The organism is Shinella curvata (assembly GCF_022899935.1).
In the GTDB taxonomy this organism is placed as follows: domain Bacteria; phylum Pseudomonadota; class Alphaproteobacteria; order Rhizobiales; family Rhizobiaceae; genus Shinella; species Shinella curvata.
In genome coordinates, this window is record NZ_JALJCJ010000007.1 from 184,673 (window position 1) to 201,901 (window position 17,229).

17 protein-coding genes are annotated in these 17,229 nt (G+C 64.3%); 11 read left to right on the forward strand and 6 right to left on the reverse strand.

Going from position 1 to position 17,229, the window contains the following annotated elements:
- Positions 1 to 49: 49 nt before the first annotated feature.
- The 3 genes from MUU55_RS23975 to MUU55_RS23985 all read left to right on the forward strand — a co-directional run bounded on the left by MUU55_RS23975 (position 50) and on the right by MUU55_RS23985 (position 4,245).
- Positions 50 to 763, forward strand: coding sequence for an ABC transporter ATP-binding protein (locus tag MUU55_RS23975; RefSeq protein ID WP_244763305.1), 714 nt, complete (start codon positions 50 to 52; stop codon positions 761 to 763).
- Positions 760 to 3,312, forward strand: coding sequence for an ABC transporter permease (locus MUU55_RS23980; RefSeq protein ID WP_244763306.1), 2,553 nt, complete (start codon positions 760 to 762; stop codon positions 3,310 to 3,312). Before MUU55_RS23975 ends, MUU55_RS23980 begins: the two co-directional genes overlap by 4 nt.
- A 189-nt stretch (positions 3,313 to 3,501) precedes the next feature.
- Positions 3,502 to 4,245 carry a Bax inhibitor-1/YccA family protein gene (locus MUU55_RS23985; protein WP_244763307.1) on the forward strand — a complete coding sequence of 248 codons (744 nt, stop codon included), beginning with the start codon at positions 3,502 to 3,504 and terminating at the stop codon, positions 4,243 to 4,245.
- 72 nt (positions 4,246 to 4,317) lie between these two features.
- On the opposite strand, the gene MUU55_RS23990 is transcribed toward MUU55_RS23985, so the two are convergent.
- The 5 genes from MUU55_RS23990 to MUU55_RS24010 all read right to left on the reverse strand — a co-directional run bounded on the left by MUU55_RS23990 (position 4,318) and on the right by MUU55_RS24010 (position 9,802).
- Positions 4,318 to 4,968: a septation protein A gene (locus MUU55_RS23990; protein WP_244763308.1), complete on the reverse strand. Its 651-nt coding sequence runs from the start codon at positions 4,966 to 4,968 to the stop codon at positions 4,318 to 4,320.
- The gene (gene ftsY, locus MUU55_RS23995; RefSeq protein ID WP_244763309.1) at positions 4,965 to 6,452 is read right to left on the reverse strand and encodes a signal recognition particle-docking protein FtsY; all 1,488 of its coding nucleotides are present in this window, start codon (positions 6,450 to 6,452) and stop codon (positions 4,965 to 4,967) included. The genes MUU55_RS23990 and ftsY overlap by 4 nt, the downstream gene beginning before the upstream one ends.
- Positions 6,453 to 6,467: 15 nt before the next feature.
- Positions 6,468 to 7,742, reverse strand: a complete 1,275-nt coding sequence (gene mtaB, locus MUU55_RS24000; RefSeq protein ID WP_244763310.1) for a tRNA (N(6)-L-threonylcarbamoyladenosine(37)-C(2))-methylthiotransferase MtaB — start codon at positions 7,740 to 7,742, stop codon at positions 6,468 to 6,470.
- The gene (dapF, locus tag MUU55_RS24005; RefSeq protein ID WP_244763311.1) at positions 7,739 to 8,641 is read right to left on the reverse strand and encodes a diaminopimelate epimerase; all 903 of its coding nucleotides are present in this window, start codon (positions 8,639 to 8,641) and stop codon (positions 7,739 to 7,741) included. The genes mtaB and dapF overlap by 4 nt, the downstream gene beginning before the upstream one ends.
- A 78-nt stretch (positions 8,642 to 8,719) precedes the next feature.
- Positions 8,720 to 9,802 (reverse strand): MBL fold metallo-hydrolase, encoded by a 1,083-nt coding sequence (locus MUU55_RS24010; protein WP_244763312.1) that lies wholly within the window; start codon positions 9,800 to 9,802, stop codon positions 8,720 to 8,722.
- A 308-nt stretch (positions 9,803 to 10,110) separates the two neighbouring features.
- Here MUU55_RS24010 and ffh point away from each other — a divergent pair, with 308 nt between their 5' ends.
- The 5 genes from ffh to trmD all read left to right on the forward strand — a co-directional run bounded on the left by ffh (position 10,111) and on the right by trmD (position 13,892).
- Positions 10,111 to 11,664: a signal recognition particle protein gene (ffh, locus tag MUU55_RS24015; RefSeq protein WP_244763313.1), complete on the forward strand. Its 1,554-nt coding sequence runs from the start codon at positions 10,111 to 10,113 to the stop codon at positions 11,662 to 11,664.
- Positions 11,665 to 11,675: 11 nt separating this feature from the next.
- Entirely contained in the window at positions 11,676 to 11,999 is a 324-nt protein-coding gene (locus MUU55_RS24020) for a chorismate mutase (RefSeq protein WP_244763314.1), read from the forward strand.
- Positions 12,000 to 12,035: 36 nt separating this feature from the next.
- Entirely contained in the window at positions 12,036 to 12,401 is a 366-nt protein-coding gene (gene rpsP / locus MUU55_RS24025) for a 30S ribosomal protein S16 (RefSeq protein WP_244763315.1), read from the forward strand.
- Positions 12,402 to 12,622: 221 nt separating this feature from the next.
- On the forward strand, positions 12,623 to 13,198 hold the full coding sequence (gene rimM, locus MUU55_RS24030; RefSeq protein WP_244763316.1) for a ribosome maturation factor RimM: 576 nt from the start codon (positions 12,623 to 12,625) through the stop codon (positions 13,196 to 13,198).
- 1 nt (position 13,199) lies between these two features.
- Positions 13,200 to 13,892, forward strand: a complete 693-nt coding sequence (trmD, locus tag MUU55_RS24035; protein WP_244763496.1) for a tRNA (guanosine(37)-N1)-methyltransferase TrmD — start codon at positions 13,200 to 13,202, stop codon at positions 13,890 to 13,892.
- Here the strand turns inward: trmD and MUU55_RS24040 are convergent.
- Positions 13,874 to 14,620 carry a sulfite exporter TauE/SafE family protein gene (locus MUU55_RS24040; protein WP_244763317.1) on the reverse strand — a complete coding sequence of 249 codons (747 nt, stop codon included), beginning with the start codon at positions 14,618 to 14,620 and terminating at the stop codon, positions 13,874 to 13,876. The two genes, trmD and MUU55_RS24040, sit on opposite strands and share 19 nt — an antisense overlap.
- A gap of 304 nt (positions 14,621 to 14,924) precedes the next feature.
- Between MUU55_RS24040 and rplS the strand changes: the two genes are divergently transcribed.
- The 3 genes from rplS (at position 14,925) to MUU55_RS24055 (ending at position 17,225) form a co-directional block, all read left to right on the forward strand.
- Positions 14,925 to 15,461 (forward strand): 50S ribosomal protein L19, encoded by a 537-nt coding sequence (rplS, locus tag MUU55_RS24045; protein WP_244763318.1) that lies wholly within the window; start codon positions 14,925 to 14,927, stop codon positions 15,459 to 15,461.
- A gap of 150 nt (positions 15,462 to 15,611) precedes the next feature.
- A complete protein-coding gene (locus tag MUU55_RS24050) occupies positions 15,612 to 16,409 on the forward strand; it encodes a basic amino acid ABC transporter substrate-binding protein (protein ID WP_244763319.1) in 798 nt (265 codons plus the stop codon).
- 9 nt (positions 16,410 to 16,418) lie between these two features.
- Positions 16,419 to 17,225 carry an amino acid ABC transporter permease gene (locus MUU55_RS24055; protein WP_244763320.1) on the forward strand — a complete coding sequence of 269 codons (807 nt, stop codon included), beginning with the start codon at positions 16,419 to 16,421 and terminating at the stop codon, positions 17,223 to 17,225.
- Positions 17,226 to 17,229: the final 4 nt, after the last annotated feature.

Consider the following 17,229-nt stretch of genomic DNA (forward strand, 5'->3'; position numbering starts at 1 on the left):
CTAGATTGCGGGTATTCCAGTGTTTCCAGCATATATAGGGCAGAATTCCTTGGCCAAAACCATCATCGACCTGAAAAAAGCCGATCTCACTCTCGGACAGGCCGCCGCCTCCGTCCATGTGCTGAAGGGGATCGACCTTGTCATCGATGCGGGTGAATCGGTCGGCATCGTCGGCCCCTCGGGTTCCGGCAAGTCGACGTTGCTGATGGTGCTGGCGGGTCTGGAGCGGCTGGACAGCGGCGAGATCCATATCGACGGCGCGGGCCTGCACGGCATGAACGAGGACCAGGTGGCGGATTTCCGCGGCCGCAACATCGGCATCGTCTTCCAGTCCTTCCATCTCATTCCCAACATGACGGCGCTGGAAAACGTCGCCGTGCCGCTGGAACTCGCCAATGTGCCCGATGCCTTCGAGATCGCAAGGCGCGAGCTGACGGCTGTCGGGCTCGGCGAGCGGCTGTCGCATTATCCCGGCCAGCTCTCGGGTGGCGAGCAGCAGCGCGTGGCGATCGCACGGGCTCTCGCGCCCGCGCCAAAACTGCTGATCGCCGACGAACCGACCGGCAATCTCGACACCGAGACCGGACGGCAGATCGCCGACCTCCTCTTTTCCAAGCAGGCCGAGCGCGGCACGACACTGGTGCTGGTGACGCATGATCCAGCACTTGCCGCGCGTTGCGGCCGGCAGGTCGCAATGCGCTCCGGTGAGATCGTTTCCGGTGCGGCTCCCGTACGCGTTACGGCACAGGCGGTGCCGGCATGAGGATCGGCGCGATCCTGCGACAGTTTCCGCTGGCCCTTCGCCTGGCGCTGCGCGAGATGCGCGGCGGGCTGAAGGGTTTTTACATTTTCCTCGCCTGTATCGCGCTCGGCACGGCGGCGATCGCCGGGGTCAATTCAGTCTCGAGCGCCATCACCCAGGCCATTGCCTCGCAGGGCCAGTCGCTGCTGGCGGGCGATGTGCGCTTCGAGTTCAACAACCGCTTTGCGACGCCGGACGAGCTGAAACATTTCCGGTCGCTGGGCGATGTCTCCCTGTCCTCCGGCCTGCGCTCCATGGCGCGCCTGCCGGATGGGTCCGACCAGACGCTGGTCGAGGCCAAGGGCGTCGATGGCGACTATCCGCTCTACGGCACGCTGGAGACCGCGCCGCAGCAGCCGAGCGCCGAGCTCTTCGCCAAGCAGGGTGACGCCTATGGCGCGGTCGTAGCACCTCTGCTGCTCGACCGGCTCGGCGTCGCCATCGGCGATGAGGTGCTGCTCGGTACGGTGAAGCTGAAGATCACCGCCACGCTGGTGCGCGAGCCGGATGCCGTTTCGGAAGGCTTTGGCTTTGCCCCGCGCCTGATGCTCTCGGAAGACGCGCTGACGGCAAGCGGCCTGGTGCAGACCGGCAGCCTCGTCGAAAACGCCTATCGCGTGCGGCTTACCGACCAGAGCCTCTCGCTCTCCAAGGTCCGCGCCGATGCCAACAAGGCGTTTCCGAAAGCCGGCTGGTCGATCCGCACCTCGAACAGCGCCGCACCCTCGCTGACGGCCAACATCACCCGTTTCTCGCAGTTCCTGACGCTGGTCGGCCTCACCGCGCTGATCGTCGGCGGCGTCGGCGTGGCCAATGCCGTGCGCGCCTATCTCGATTCCAAGCGTTCGGTCATCGCGACCTTCAAGTGCCTGGGGGCGCCCGCCTCGCTGGTGGCACTGATCTATCTCACGCAGATCGCCCTGATCGCCGCCGTCGGCATCGCCATCGGCCTCGTTGCCGGTGCACTGATGCCCATGGTCGCCATGCGCTTCCTCGACGGCGTGCTGCCGGTGCCGGCGGAAACCACGCTCTACCCGTCGGCGCTGCTGCTCGCGGCCGTCTTCGGCCTGCTGACGGCGCTCGCCTTCGCCATCCTGCCGCTCGGCCATGCCCGCGAAGTGCCGGCGACAGCGCTGTTCCGCGAACAAGGTTTCCAGAAGAGCCGCCTGCCGAGCTGGCCCTATCTGCTCAGCGCGGCGGTGTTTCTCGCAGCGCTTGCCGGCCTTGCCATCGTCACGGCCTATGACCGCTACATCGCCATGGTCTTCCTCGGCGCGATCGCCTTTGCCTTCGTCGTGCTGCGCGTCGTCGCCATGCTGATCACGATGCTGGCCAGGCGCAGCCCGCGCGTCAATTCGCCATCGCTGCGGCTTGCCATCGGCAATATCCACCGGCCTGGCGCACTCACCGCCTCCGTCGTGCTGTCGCTCGGCCTCGGCCTTGCGCTGCTGGTCACGCTGACGCTGATCGACGGAAACCTGCGCCGCGAACTCACCGGCAACCTGCCGGAACGGGCGCCGAACTTCTTCTTCGTCGATATCCAGGGCAGCGAGCTCGACGGGTTCCGCGACGTGCTGAAGAGCAACATGCCCGACGGCAAGATCATCGAGGTGCCGATGCTGCGCGGCCGGGTGATGGAACTGAACGGTGTCGATGTCGCCAAGGTCAAGGTCCCCCAGGGCGGGCAATGGGTGCTGCGCGGCGATCGCGGCATCACCTATGCCAAGCGCGTGCCGGAGAATTCAACGCTCGTGGAGGGGCAATGGTGGCCGGAGGATTATACCGGCGAGCCGCTCGTCTCCTTCGCCGCCGAAGAGGGCAAGGAACTGGGCCTGAAGATCGGTGACACCGTCACGGTCAACGTGCTCGGCCGCAACATCACCGCGCGCATCGCCAATTTCCGCACGGTCGAATGGGAATCGCTGTCGATCAACTTCGTCATGGTCTTCTCGCCCAACACCTTTGCCGGTGCGCCGCATGCCTGGCTGGCGACGATGATCGATCCGAAAGCGAGCGCCGAGCAGGAAGCCGCGACGCTGAAAGCCGTCACCAACGCCTTTCCGACGATCACCACGGTGCGCGTCAAGGACGCGCTCGACGTGGTCAACGAACTGGTCGGGCAGCTTGCGACCGCCATCCGTGCGGCGGCAGCCGTGGCGCTCATCGCCTCGGTGCTGGTATTGGCCGGCGCGCTTGCGGCCGGCAACCGGGCGCGCGTGCATGATGCCGTCGTGCTCAAGACACTGGGCGCGACGCGGGCGACACTCATCCGGGCCTTCAGCTACGAATATCTGATGCTCGGGCTGGCGACCGCCGTCTTCGCGCTTCTGGCCGGCGGCGTGGCGGCCTGGTTCGTGGTCAGCACCATCATGAAGCTGCCGTCGAGCTTCCTGCCCGATGTCGCCGTGATGACGGTGGTCACGGCGCTCGTCATGACCGTCGGCATCGGCCTTGCCGGCACCTGGCGCATTCTGGGACAGAAGGCGGCACCGGTGCTGCGCGAACTCTAGAATCATGCGCCTGCGGCCTCCCGTCAGGGTCGCGGGTCTTGTGCACAACACAATTCATGCTCATATTTACCCTAGGCAAGCTGGAGCCCCGCAGCGGCTGCCCGGATCCCGCGGCACGTTTCGAAAACCGGAACGAATAAGCGGGAGCCCGACACCGTAAACACTAGGGGCTTTGACCAAGAGGAAAACATGGCTGATCTCCGCAATTACCAGACCCGCCCGGCGAATGCCGGCGCCCAGGCCGGTGCCGTCATCGACGAGGGCCTGCGCAGCTACATGCTGCGGGTCTACAACCTGATGGCCTTCGGTCTCGCGATCACCGGCCTCGTGGCCTATTTCGCCGCGCAGGCCGCCTTCGCCGATGGCCAGCTGACCGCATTCGGCCAGGCGATCTATGTCAGCCCGCTGAAGTGGGTTGTCATGCTCGCGCCGCTGGCGCTGGTCTTCTTCCTGAGCTTCCGCATCCACACGATGAGCGTTTCGGCCGCGCAGGCGACCTTCTGGGTCTATGCCGGCCTGATGGGCCTGTCGCTGTCGTCGATCTTCCTGATCTACACCGGCGCCAGCATCGCGCAGACCTTCTTCGTCTCGGCCGCCGCCTTCGGCGCCCTGTCGCTGTTCGGCTACACGACGAAGCGTGACCTGTCCGCCATGGGCTCGTTCCTGATCATGGGCCTGTTCGGCCTGATCATCGCCTCGCTCGTCAACCTGTTCCTGCAGTCCTCGGCGCTCGATTTCGCGATCTCCGCGATCGGCGTGCTGGTCTTCGCCGGCCTGACGGCCTGGGACACGCAGAAGATCAAGGAGATGTATTTCGAAGCCGACGACACCGCCGTGGCCGGTCGCAAGGCCATCATGGGCGCGCTGACGCTCTATCTCGACTTCATCAACCTCTTCCTGTTCCTGCTGCGTTTCCTGGGCAACCGCGAGTAACCCGAGCAGGCCGGAAAGGCCATAAAACGAAAACCCCGCCGTTCCGGCGGGGTTTTTCTTTGCCTTGAAACCTTACGATGCCTTGCCGTCGTCCGGCGTCTCGATCGAATGGCGCATGATCAGCGGCATCTGCGACAGCGTGAAGAGAATGGTGATCGGCATTGTACCCCAGACCTTGAAGGCAACCCAGAAGTCCGTCGAGAAATTGCGCCAGACGACTTCGTTCATCACGGCAAGCACCAGGAAGAACAGACCCCAGCGCAGCGTCAGCTTGCGCCAGCCCTCGTCCGTCAGCTTGAAGGCGGCGTGAAAGACATAGCCGAGCAGGGATTTGCCGAACAGCAGGCCGCCGAGCAGGATGGCACCGAACAGCGAATTGACGATGGTCGGCTTCATCTTGATGAAGGTGTCGTTCTGCAGCCAGAGCGTCAGCGCGCCGAAGACGAAGACGACAACGCCCGAAATCAACGGCATCATGGGGAGTGTTCGGGTGAGCACCCAGGAGACGGCAAGGGCTATCGCCGTCGCAGCCATGAAGAGGCCGGTCGCAATAAAAATCGGGCCGCCCATTTCGGCAAGCACCGGAAACTGCGCCGCCAGCCATTCACCCCGCGAATTGGCGAAGAAGAACACGACGAGCGGGCCGAGTTCAAGCACCATCTTGAGGAGCGGGCTGACCTTCTCCTCCGCCTTGGCCGGCGTTTCCAGCGAAACCTTGCTCATGCTCCAACTCCTGCGATCGCTTCCGCGAAATCCTTGGCCTCGAAGGGTTCGAGATCGTCGATCCCTTCGCCGACACCGATGAAATAGACCGGCAGCTTGTGTTTGGCGGCAATCGCCACAAGAATGCCGCCGCGGGCCGTACCGTCCAATTTTGTCATGATCAGACCCGTCACGCCCGCGACATTACGGAAAATCTCGACCTGGTTCATGGCGTTCTGGCCGGTCGTGGCGTCGAGCGTCTGGAGCACGGTGTGCGGTGCGTCCGGATCGAGCTTGCCGAGCACGCGCACGATCTTTTCCAGTTCCGCCATCAGCTCCGTCTTGTTCTGCAGGCGGCCGGCCGTGTCGATGATCAGGACGTCGCTCTTCTTCTCGCGCGCCCGCTCATAGGCCTCGTAAGCGAGGCCGGCGGCATCGGCGCCGAGTTTCGAGGAGACGATCTCGGAACCGGTGCGCTCCGCCCAGATCTTCAATTGCTCGATTGCCGCGGCGCGAAACGTGTCGCCGGCGGCCATCATGACCTTCAGACCGGCGCCGGAGAGTTTTGCTGCGAGCTTGCCGATGGTCGTCGTCTTGCCGGTGCCGTTGACGCCGACGACGAGGATGACATGCGGCTTGTGATTGAGGTCGAGCGCCAGCGGCTTGGCGACGGGCGAGAGCACCTTGGTGATCTCGCTTGCCATGATGCGCGAGACGTCGGTGCCGGTGACATCCTTGCCGTAGCGCTCGGAGGCGAGCGTATCGGTGATGCGCAGCGCGGTTTCCACGCCGAGATCGGCCTGGATCAGCAGGTCTTCGAGATCCTGCAGCGTCTCGTCATCCAGCTTGCGCTTGGTGAAGAGGCTGGTGATCTGGCCCGTGAGCTGCGACGAGGTGCGCGACAGGCCCTCGCGCAGGCGCTGGAACCAGGTGCGCTTGGGTTGCGGCGCGGCAGTTACCTCGACCGGCTTGTCCTCGGCGCTCGCAAAACCCTTGGGCAGAGCCTTCGGCTCGAGGCGGGCGACTTCTTCGAGAACGGGGTCTTCGATTTCGGCCGGCGTCGCCTCCTGCGCGGGAGCAGCGACGTCTTCGATTTCGACGACCGCTTCCGGCTCGTCCTCGACAATAGCCTCTACAACCGCAACCGGTTCTTCCTCGGCGACGGCGTCTTCATTTTCGCTGATATCATCGGCCGGTCCGCCGGCCGTTTCCATCTCTGCGGGTGCGACCGGGTCTTCGGCGACCGGCAGTTCCGGCGCATGCGGCAGCGGATAGATATCCGGTTCCGGCTCGTCGGGGACGTGGCTTGCCGCTTCGGGGTTGGCCGCTTCGGCTTCTTCGAGCAGGGCGTCGCGCTCCTCGGTGGCGACGGTCTCCTCGACGACCTGTTCGGGGGCGGCCTCGTCCACCTGTGGTGCGACGACGGCGGCCTCGGCCTCCGGCTTCTGCTCAGGGGCGGTGTCTTTTCCGAACGTAAAAATCTTCTTGATGAAGCCGAGGGCCATAAGGGTATCCGCTGGTTATGCGAGAAGGCGGTTTTCGGGCCGCATCGTCAGGTGCTTGCCATTGTGGCCGGTGATGATAACCGGCACAAGGTCGCGGGGCTTTAGCCCTGCGGCATCGACGAGCGTGAAATTTTCGGTGTGCGCAAGGCCGTTGTTCTCGACGAGGATCATTTCCCGTTTGCCGATCATGGAAACGAGATGGGCTTCATGCAGCCGTTTTCCAGTGTCACGCAGCCGGCTGGCACGCTCCTTGACGAGCGCACGGTCGAGCTGCGGCATCCGGGCGGCCGGCGTGCCGGGACGCGGGCTGTAGGGAAAGACGTGCAGATGCGCGATCCCGCAGTCCTCTGCCAGCCTGCCGGCATTGGCGAACATCTCCTCCGTCTCCGTCGGGAAACCGGCGATCATGTCGGCACCGAAACTGGCATCGGGGCGCAGAGCGCGCACACGGCCGCAGAAGGCGCTGGCATCGGCGGCCGAGTGGCGGCGCTTCATGCGCTTGAGGATCATGTCGTCGCCATGCTGCAAAGAAAGATGCAGATGCGGCATGAAGCGCGGCTCGTCGGCGATCAGATCCCAGAGATGCGCGTCGGCCTCGATGCTGTCGATCGAGGAGAGCCGCAGGCGGCGGATGTCCGGCACCTGCTTCAGTAGCGTCTTGGCCAGTTGCCCGAGGCTCGGCTTGCCGGGCAGGTCGGCGCCGTAGCTTGTGGCATCGACGCCGGTCAGCACGATCTCGCAATAGCCGCTCCCGACGAGTTTGCGCGCCTGATCGACCACCGCGCCCATCGGCACGGAGCGGGAATTGCCACGACCATAGGGGATGATGCAGAAGGTGCAGCGATGGTCGCAGCCGTTCTGCACCTGTACGAAGGCGCGCACATGGCCGTCGATCAGCCTGACCATCTGCGGCGCGGTCTCGCGCACGCTCATGATGTCGTTGACACGCAGCTTCTCTTCCGCCGAGACGCCGAAATCCGGGAGGCGGCGGTAGGAGGCGCTTTTCAGCTTCTCCTCGTTGCCGAGCACAGCATCCACTTCCGGCATGGCGGCGAAGGTCTCGCTTTCCGTCTGCGCGGCGCAGCCGGTGACGATGATGCGGGCATGCGGATTGTCGCGGCGCGCCCGGCGGATCGCCTGCCGGGCCTGGCGCACGGCCTCACCCGTCACGGCGCAGGTGTTTACCAGCACGGCATTGTTCAGCCCCGCCTTCTCGGCCTCGGCGCGCATCACTTCCGATTCGTAGGTGTTGAGCCGACAGCCGAAGGTTATGACATCGACGCCGCTCAAAGGGCGGCCGCCCCGGCATCATCATCGCGGCGGAAGGCGCCGGTGACGGGATCGAGCGTGCCCGACCATTCCCATTCGGCAGGTCCCGTCATGACGACATGGTCGTCCTCGCGCCATTCGATGGTGAGCTTGCCGCGGTTCGGGCTGCTGGCAACGGTGATCTCCACCTTGCGGCCGGTGCGGCCGGTGCGCGCGCCGGAAACGCCGGCCGAGCAAGCGGCGGAGCCGCAAGCGAGCGTCAGGCCTGCGCCGCGCTCCCAGGTCCGCGTCGTCATGGACGTCGGCGACGTCACCTGCGCCAGCGTGATATTGGCCTTTTCCGGGAACATCGGATGGTTTTCGAGCAGCGGGCCGAAACGGTCGAGATCGAAGGTCATCGGGTCGCGGTCGACCCAGAAGATCGCATGCGGATTGCCCATCGACATGGCAGCCGGCGAATGCAGGATCGGATCATCGATCGGGCCGATCTGCAATTCGATGCGGCTCGTATCGTAGAACTCTTCGGCGAGCGGGATGCGGTTCCATTCGAAGACCGGCTTGCCCATATCGACGGAGATCGTACCGTCCTCATGTTCGACGGCGTTCAGGATGCCGGCGACGGTCTGGAAGGTGAAGGCCTTGCGCCCGGTCTCGCTGGCCAGCGCCTGCACGACGCAGCGCGTGCCGTTGCCGCAGGCCTGCGCCCTGGTGCCGTCGCAGTTCAGGATATCGATGAAGGCATCGGTGCCGTCCACGCGGGGATCATGGATTGCCATGATCTGGTCGAAGCGGGTGGCGGGATCGGCATTGAGCGCAATCGCGGCGGCCGGTGTGACGGCATCCGCGCGGCCGCGCATGTCCACGACCAGGATCATGTTTCCCAGCCCGTTCATCCTTGCGAATTCGACCGTCTTTGTCATCACATCTGCCCGATTGGGCCGAAGGCGGCCCGTTGCGGCGTATATGGCGGAAAAGCCCGCGGATTTCCAGTGCCTTGCTCAGACTGTGGCGAGCGGAACCTCGAAGACTTCGCCGGGCCTCAGCGCACGAAAACGCGTGCGCTCGATGCCGGCCGCATGAAGCGCGGCCTCCAGCGCCGTAAGCGGCTCGTCCACGCCCTCGTTGGTCAGCCGGAATGTACCCCAATGATGGCCGGCGACATAGGCAGCGCCGGACGCGATCATGCCCTTGACCGCCTCATCCGGATTCTGGTGCTGCGGGCGCATGAACCAGCGCGGCTCATAGGCGCCGAAAGGCAGGTTGGCGAGGCGGATCGCGCCATGTTTCTCACGGATCGCCCGGTAATTAATGCCCTGATGAAAACCGGTATCGCCGATATGATAGATCTTCCCGCCCGGCGTCTCGATCAGGAAGGCCGACCACAGTGCCATGCGCCGGTCGCCAAGACCCCGCGCCGACCAGTGATGGCAGGGCTCGCAATGGAGCGTGACGCCGACGGATAAGGGCGTGCTGCCGCCCCAGTCCATGATGGTTATACGCCCTTCGCCGACCACAGACCCCATGATGGCCTCATTGCCGAGCGGCGTGTAGATCAGGCAATTGTCCCGCTCGGAAAGCACCTTCAGCGTCGCGAGATCGAGATGGTCGTAGTGATTGTGCGTGACGAGCACGACGTCGATCTTCGGCAGATCCCTGAGCTTGATGCCGGGTGGATTGACGCGCTTCGGCCCGGCAAAGGAGAAGGGGCTCGCCCGGTCGCTCCAGACCGGATCCGTCAGGATGTTGAGCCCGGCCGTCTGGATGAGCAGCGCCGCATGGCCGACCATCGTCACGGCCAGCCGATCGCCCTCGACACGTGCTTCCGGCACTGCCGGCGGAAACGGGCTCGGCCAGTCCGCCGGCCACGCCGCCCGGCCGCCACCGAATTGCCAGCGCATCAGTTCGAGGAAGTTGTTCGGTTCCTCGCCATCGGGATTGAAGAAATGCGTACCATCGAAATGGTCGCTGACAGGGCCGTCATAATACCGGTTGGCGGCCATGCTGCGGCTCGCGAACGTACCGCCGGCCAAGGTGGCCAGTGCGCCGATGCCAGACCATTTCAGAAACTTGCGACGGTTCATTGATGGAAGATAAGGTGTCGCTCACCTTGCTGCAACGGGCCGAGCGGCACTCGCGGAAAAGTGAGGAAAGGCCGGATTTTCCCGATGTTCTTGACTTTCCGGCCTCGTTGCTGTTTAAGCCGCGCATCTGCGACAAGTACGAATGCTTGAAGCCGCCGACCGGGACCCTATTAGCGGTATAAACAGATCCCGGAGGTCAACACCCGACAGCGCGATGCGCCCTCGGGTGCTTTTTGGCTTTGCGTCTTGTTTTTGCCGCTGATGACACCGACGTTTCCGCCACGGACGGAAACAAGAAGGAAGACGTGATGTTTGAAACACTCCAGGACCGCCTTGGCTCCATTCTGAATGGACTGACAGGCCGTGGCGCGCTTTCCGAGGCGGATGTCGCCGCGGCGCTGCGCGAGGTCCGTCGTGCGCTTCTGGAAGCGGACGTGGCGCTGGAAGTGGTGCGCTCCTTCACCGATGCGGTGCGCGAAAAGGCCGTCGGCGCGGAAATCCTGAAGTCGATCAAGCCCGGCCAGATGGTCGTCAAGCTCGTGCATGACGAGCTGGTCTCGATGCTCGGCTCCGAGGGCGTTTCGGTCGATTTGAATGCCGCCGCCCCCGTCGTCATCATGATGGTCGGTCTGCAGGGCTCGGGTAAGACCACGACGGCGGGCAAGATCGCCAACCGGCTGAAGACGCGCGAGAAGAAGAAGGTCCTGATGGCCTCGCTCGACACGCGCCGTCCGGCCGCACAAGAGCAGCTGCGCCAGCTCGGCGTTCAGACCGGCATCGACACGCTGCCGATCATTGCCGGCCAGTCGCCGACCGATATCGCCGCGCGCGCCGTGCAGGCCGCAAAGCTGGGCGGCCATGACGTCGTCATCCTAGATACCGCCGGCCGTACCCATATCGACGAACCGCTGATGATCGAGATGGCGGAAATCAAGCGGAAGTCCAATCCGCATGAAATCCTGCTCGTCGCCGATGCGCTGACCGGTCAGGACGCCGTCAACCTCGCCCGCAATTTCGACGACCGCGTCGGCATTACCGGCCTCGTGCTGACCCGCATGGACGGCGATGGCCGCGGCGGTGCCGCGCTTTCGATGCGCGCCGTCACCGGCAAGCCGATCAAGCTGATCGGCGTCGGCGAAAAGATGGGCGAACTCGAAGAGTTCCACCCCCGCCGCGTCGCGGACCGCATCCTCGGCATGGGCGACATCGTCTCGCTCGTCGAGAAGGCGGCGGAGAATATCGACGCCGAGAAGGCGGCTGCCATGGCCGCCAAGATGGCCAAGGGCAAGTTCGACCTGAATGACCTCGCCGACCAGCTGCGCCAGATGCAGAAGATGGGCGGCATGGGCGGCATCATGGGCCTGATGCCCGGCATGGCCGGCATGAAGGACAAGATGTCGGCCGCCGGTCTCGACGACAAGCTGTTCGGCCGCCAGATCGCCATCATCAATTCGATGACCAAGGCCGAACGCGCCAATCCCGACCTGCTGAAGCATTCCCGCAAGAAGCGCATCGCTGCCGGCTCCGGCACCGATGCGGCCGACATCAACAAGCTTCTCAAGATGCACCGCCAGATGGCGGACATGATGAAGATGATGGGCGGCAAGAAGGGCGGCATGATGAAGCAGATGATGGGCGGTCTTGCCAGCAAGATGGGCCTCGGCGGCGGCATGGGCGGCATGCCGGATCTGTCCAGCATGGACCCCAAGCAGCTCGAAGCGCTTGCCAAGCAGGCGGAAGCCGCCGGTATCAAGCCGGGCAGCCTTCCGGGGCTCGGTAGCGGCGGTCTTCCGGGTCTTGGCGGACGCCTGCCGGGTCTCGGCGGCCTTCCTGGCCTGCCCGGCCTGCCGAAGAAGAAGTGAGGGATTGAACCATGACGATCGATCCGAAGATTAGGGAACAACTGGGCCAGTACCGGCAGTCGATCGACAATATCGACGCCGCCCTTGTGCATATGCTCGCCGAACGCTTCCGCTGCACCCAGGCGGTGGGCGTGCTGAAGGCGACGCATGAACTGCCGCCGGCCGATCCGGCGCGCGAGGAATACCAGATCGAGCGCCTTCGCCGCCTGGCGAAGGATGCCAATCTGGATCCGGATTTCGCGGAGAAGTTCCTGAACTTCATCATCCGCGAGGTGATCCGGCATCATGAAGCCATTGCCGCTGAACACAGCGGCGCAAACCAGACCACCGCTTGAAAAAAGCGGCTTACGTCACACCCAAGGAGTAATGACATGTCCCTGAAAATTCGTCTCGCCCGCGGTGGCTCCAAGAAGCGTCCGTACTACCAGATCGTCGTTGCCGACGCCCGCTCGCCGCGTGACGGCCGCTTCCTCGAGAAGGTTGGTTCGTGGAACCCGATGCTCGGCAAGGAAGACGCAAACCGCGTCCAGATCGACGCCGACCGCATCAAGGAATGGCTCGCCAAGGGCGCCCAGCCGACCGACCGCGTTGCCCGCTTCCTCGACGAAGCCGGTGTTGCAAAGCGCGACGCCCGCACCAACCCGGAAAAGGCAAAGCCGGGCAAGAAGGCGCTCGAGCGCGCCGCCGAGAAGAAGCAGAAGGAAGAAGACGCCGCTGCTGCTGCCGCTGGCGAATAATTCTTCGCGACGAACCTCTCCTCCGTCATGCTCGGGCTTGACCCGAGCATCCACCCGTTGCGGATGAGGCGTGGATCCTCGGCTCAAGGCCGAGGATGACACCGGTGGACAGGCGAGGTTCTTCACCAAGCTAGCGGGCGGCACCTTATGCCGCCCGTTTTCATTTGGAGCCTCGGCTGAGACGTCGTATGAGGCTTCACACGAACGCTCGGAACAAAACCATGGCGAAACTGGAAAATCCCGTCCTCATGGGCACGGTCGGCGCGGCCCAGGGCCTGCGCGGCGAAGTCCGTGTGAAATCCTTCACGATCGACCCGACGGCGATCGGCGATTACGGCCACCTGCACACGGCCGACGGCCGGTCCTTCGAGGTGCTGGAAGTGCGCGAGGCGAAGAACGTCGTCGTGGTGCGCTTCCGCGGCGTCAACGACCGTAATGCCGCCGAGGCGCTGAACGGCACCGATCTCTATATCGAACGCGACAACCTGCCGGACGACGAGCTGGACGAGGACGAGTTCTTCTATGCCGATCTCGAGGGGCTTGAGGCCGTCGACACGCAGGGCCGCAGCCATGGCACGGTGACCGGCATCTTCGATTTCGGCGCCGGCGATCTTCTCGAGCTCAAAGGCCCCGGCAAGCGGCCGGTGCTCATTCCCTTCTCCGAAGCCGCCGTGCTGGAAATCGACGTCGAGGGCGGACGCCTGGTGATCGACGCGATCGCTGCCGGCCTCGAGGAAGAAGAACAGAATGGCCCCGGCAGCCGGCGTCGCCGCCCGCCGGAAGACGACGGGGATTGATTTGGCTTTCCGTGCCACCATCCTGACGCTCTATCCGGAGATGTTTCCCGGCCTGCTCAGTCAGTCGCTCTCGGGAAAAGCCCTTTCGCGTGGCGACTGGGCGCTCGATTGCGTGCAGATCCGTGATTTCACCACGGACCGCCACCGCACTGTCGACGACACGCCGGCCGGTGGCGGTGCGGGCATGGTGCTGAAGCCGGATGTGCTGGCCAAGGCGATCGATCATGCATCCGAAGGCGACAACCGCCCGCGCCTGCTGATGAGCCCGCGCGGAAAACCGCTGACGCAGCAACGCGTGCGCGAACTGGCGGCCGGCGAGGGCGTCATCGTGGTCTGCGGCCGTTTCGAGGGTGTCGACCAGCGTGTCATCGACGGACGCCAGCTCGAAGAGGTGTCGATCGGCGACTATATTCTCTCCGGCGGTGAGCCGGCAGCGATGATCCTCCTCGATGCCATCGTGCGCATCCTGCCCGGCGTGATGGGCAATGCGCTCTCCGGCGAGCACGAGAGTTTCGAGGGTGGGCTGCTGGAGCACCCGCACTATACGCGCCCGCAAGTCTGGGAAGGTCTGGAAATTCCGGGCGTTCTCACCTCGGGTAACCACGCGGCCATCGACCGGTGGCGGCGCGAGGAGGCGCAAAAGCTGACGCGCGAACGTCGGCCGGACCTGCTGTCTCAGCCCGTCACGAAATAATAGACCGTCAGCGCGATGCCGACCGCGACCACCAGGCCGCGGATGACCGGTTGCGGCACGCGCCGCGCCGCCCAGACGCCGGACCAGCCGCCAAGCGCGCCGGCCGGCACCATGACGGCAGCCTGCGGCCAGCCGACGACCTTGCCGCTGGCGAAGACGATGATGGCGACGCCCGCGATGACCACGGCCAGGAAATTCTTCAGCGCGTTCAGCCGGTGATAATCGCCGCCCTTGGTGAGGCCGAGAACGGCGAGCATCATGATGCCCATGCCGGCGCCGAAGAAGCCGCCATAGATCGAGGTGACGAACTGGCCGGCAAGGCCGAGCGGCGAGACCGGCGTTTCTGCATGCAGCGTCTTCGGCTTGAGATAGGGGCCGGCGGCGAAGATGATGGTCGCGGCCAGCAGCAGCCAGGGCACGAGCGCGCGGAAGGAGGGATTGTCGAGCGACAGCAGCAGAAGCGCGCCGGCAAGGCCGCCGACGAGCGACAGTACGCCGAGCAGCGCGGCTTCCTTCCAGTCGGCCTTGATCTCCCTGGCATAGGCGAGCGAGGAGGTGACGTAGCCCGGGAACTGGGTGATGGACGAGGTGGCATTGGCGACGATCGGCGGCAGGCCGGTCAACGTCATGGCGCCGAAGGTGAGGAAGGTGCCGCCGCCGGCAATGGCGTTGACCACGCCGGAGAGATAGCCGGCGGTAAACAGCAATAGGGCATCGGCAAAGGTCATGGCACTCCTCGCGGACAGCGGCCATCGGCCGCTGCGTCCTGCTCAAAAGCGTGATATCGTGGTGCCGCAAGGCCTGCAAGGCCGGAAAAACCGCCATTCCCAAGCCGATTCTTTTGGGCTTGGGGGATGACAAACGGCTTTACCTGGTGTATTGGCCCGCACGGATTTGGGATTACCCAGCCGACCTGCAAGCAAAGAATGGCGAACCCGCTCCGTCCGGCAACGGACTACCCTCACGAGGCATGACCTCCAAGGTGACCGTCGAGCGCTCTGGCTGTTTCAGAAAAACCGAAGGTTTGACACGATGAACATCATCCAGCAGCTCGAAGCCGAACAGGCCGCGAAGATCGAAGCCAAGCGCCAGCTCCCGGAATTCTCCCCGGGCGATACCGTCCGCGTCAACGTGCGCGTCACGGAAGGCTCGCGTACCCGCGTACAGGCCTATGAAGGCGTCTGCATCGCCCGTTCCGGCGGCGGCATCAACGAAAGCTTCACCGTTCGCAAGATCTCCTACGGCGAAGGCGTCGAGCGCGTATTCCCGGTTTACTCGCCGCTCGTCGAAGGCGTCGAAGTCGTCCGCCGCGGCAAGGTCCGCCGCGCCAAGCTCTACTACCTGCGCGATCGCCGCGGCAAGTCGGCTCGTATCATCGAGAACACCGGCACGCGCGCCCGCAAGCTGAACGACGCCGAGCGCGCCGCCATTGCCGAGGAAAAGGCACGTCTGGAGGCCGAGAAGGTCGCAGCCGCACAGGCTCTCGCCGCTGAAAAGGCCGCGGCCGAAGCCGCCGAAAAGGCCGCTGCCGCTGAAGCCGCAAAGGCTGCTGAAGCCGCCGCCGAATAATCCGGCCGCTGCATTCAGAGATTTCGAAGCCGTCGGCCCTGGCCGGCGGCTTTTTGTTTTACGGAAAAGCCTTTGCGCGCAAGCGCCGTGCTTGCTTCGCCGCCTGAACCTGTGACAGTGTTCCGCCGCCACAATCAGGAGCATATTTTGATGTTTTCCCGCCGCACCGTCCTTGCAGGCCTCGTCGCCGCTGCCCTCATGCCCGCTGTAACGCTTGCCTCGGACTTGCCCGACCTCGGTGGCAAGGCCGTCGTCGTCGTCACGGAAAACGCCTATCCGCCTTTGCAGTTCGTCGATCCCAAGACCGGCGAGCAGATCGGCTGGGAATATGACGCGATGAACGAGATCGCCAAGCGGCTGAATTTCAAGGTCGAGTACCAGAACACCTCCTGGGACGCGATGATCCAGGCCGTCTCCGACAACCAGTACAATATCGGCATGACCGGCATCACCATCAAGGACGATCGCAAGGAGAAGGTCGACTTCTCCGATCCCTATATGCGCTCGCAGCAGTTCATGCTGGTGCGCGCCGATGAAAGCCGCTTCACGGATGCCAAGACCTTCGGCGCCTTCAAGGACGGCCTGATCGCCGCCCAGCCGGGCACCTCGCCCTTCTACACCGCCGTCTATGAAATCCTCGACGGCAACGAGCAGAACCCGCGCATCAAGCTGTTCGAGACTTTTGGCGCGACTGTGCAGGCTCTCCAGGCCGGCGACGTCGATCTCGTCCTGACCGACAGTGTCGCGGCCAAAGGCTATGTCGATGCCTCCGGCGGCAAGCTGAAGGTTGTCGGCGGCCCGCTCGGCACGGAAGATTTCGGCTTCATCTTCCCGAAGGGTTCCGACCTCGTCGCACCCATCAATGCGGCGATCGCAGCCCTCAAGGCGGATGGTACGCTCGATGCGCTGAACAAGAAGTGGTTCCTCGATTACAAGATGGGTCAGTGACGGGCGGTCATGGCTCCCGTTTCGTCTGACGCCGGCAAGGGCGACTATCCCTGGTGGCTGGTCGCGCTTGCTGCAATCGCGCTGGCTTTGGCCGGCGTCATCATCGCCAATGATCTCTACGCACAGGTTTTCGGCGTCGTGCTGAAGGGGCTGTGGGTCACCATCTTCGTGACCCTCGTCGCCTTTGTGCTCGCCACGCTGCTCGGCCTCGGCGTCGCCCTGATGGCGCTTTCGGAGCACAAGGCGCTGCGCCAGATCGCGCGCTTCTACACGGAGGTTATCCGTGGCGTGCCGATCCTGGTGCTCCTGTTCTATATCGCCTTCGTCGGCGCGCCGGCGCTGGTCGTGGTGATCAATGTCGTGATCAGCCCGCTGGTTGCGGCGGGTTATGCCGAACCGATGCTGGTGCGCGACCTCTCGCTGATGTGGCGGGCGATCATCGCGCTGATGATCGGCTATTCCGCCTTCATCGCCGAGGTGTTTCGCGCAGGCATCCAGTCGGTCGACAAAGGGCAGGTGGAGGCGGCCAAGGCGCTGGGGCTCTCGCGCTTCCAGCGCTTCCGGCTGGTCGTCTTCCCGCAGGCGGTGCGCGTCATCCTGCCGCCGCTCGGCAACGATTTCGTCGCGATGGTGAAGGATTCATCCCTCGTTTCCGTTCTGGGGGTCGCCGACATCACGCAGATGGGCAAGGTCTACGCATCCGGATCCTTCCGGTTCTTCGAGACCTATTCCATCGTCGCCTATGTCTATCTGATCCTCACCATCGGTCTGTCGCTGGGCCTGCGGGGCCTTGAGCGGCGTTTGCGGCGAACCTGACCCG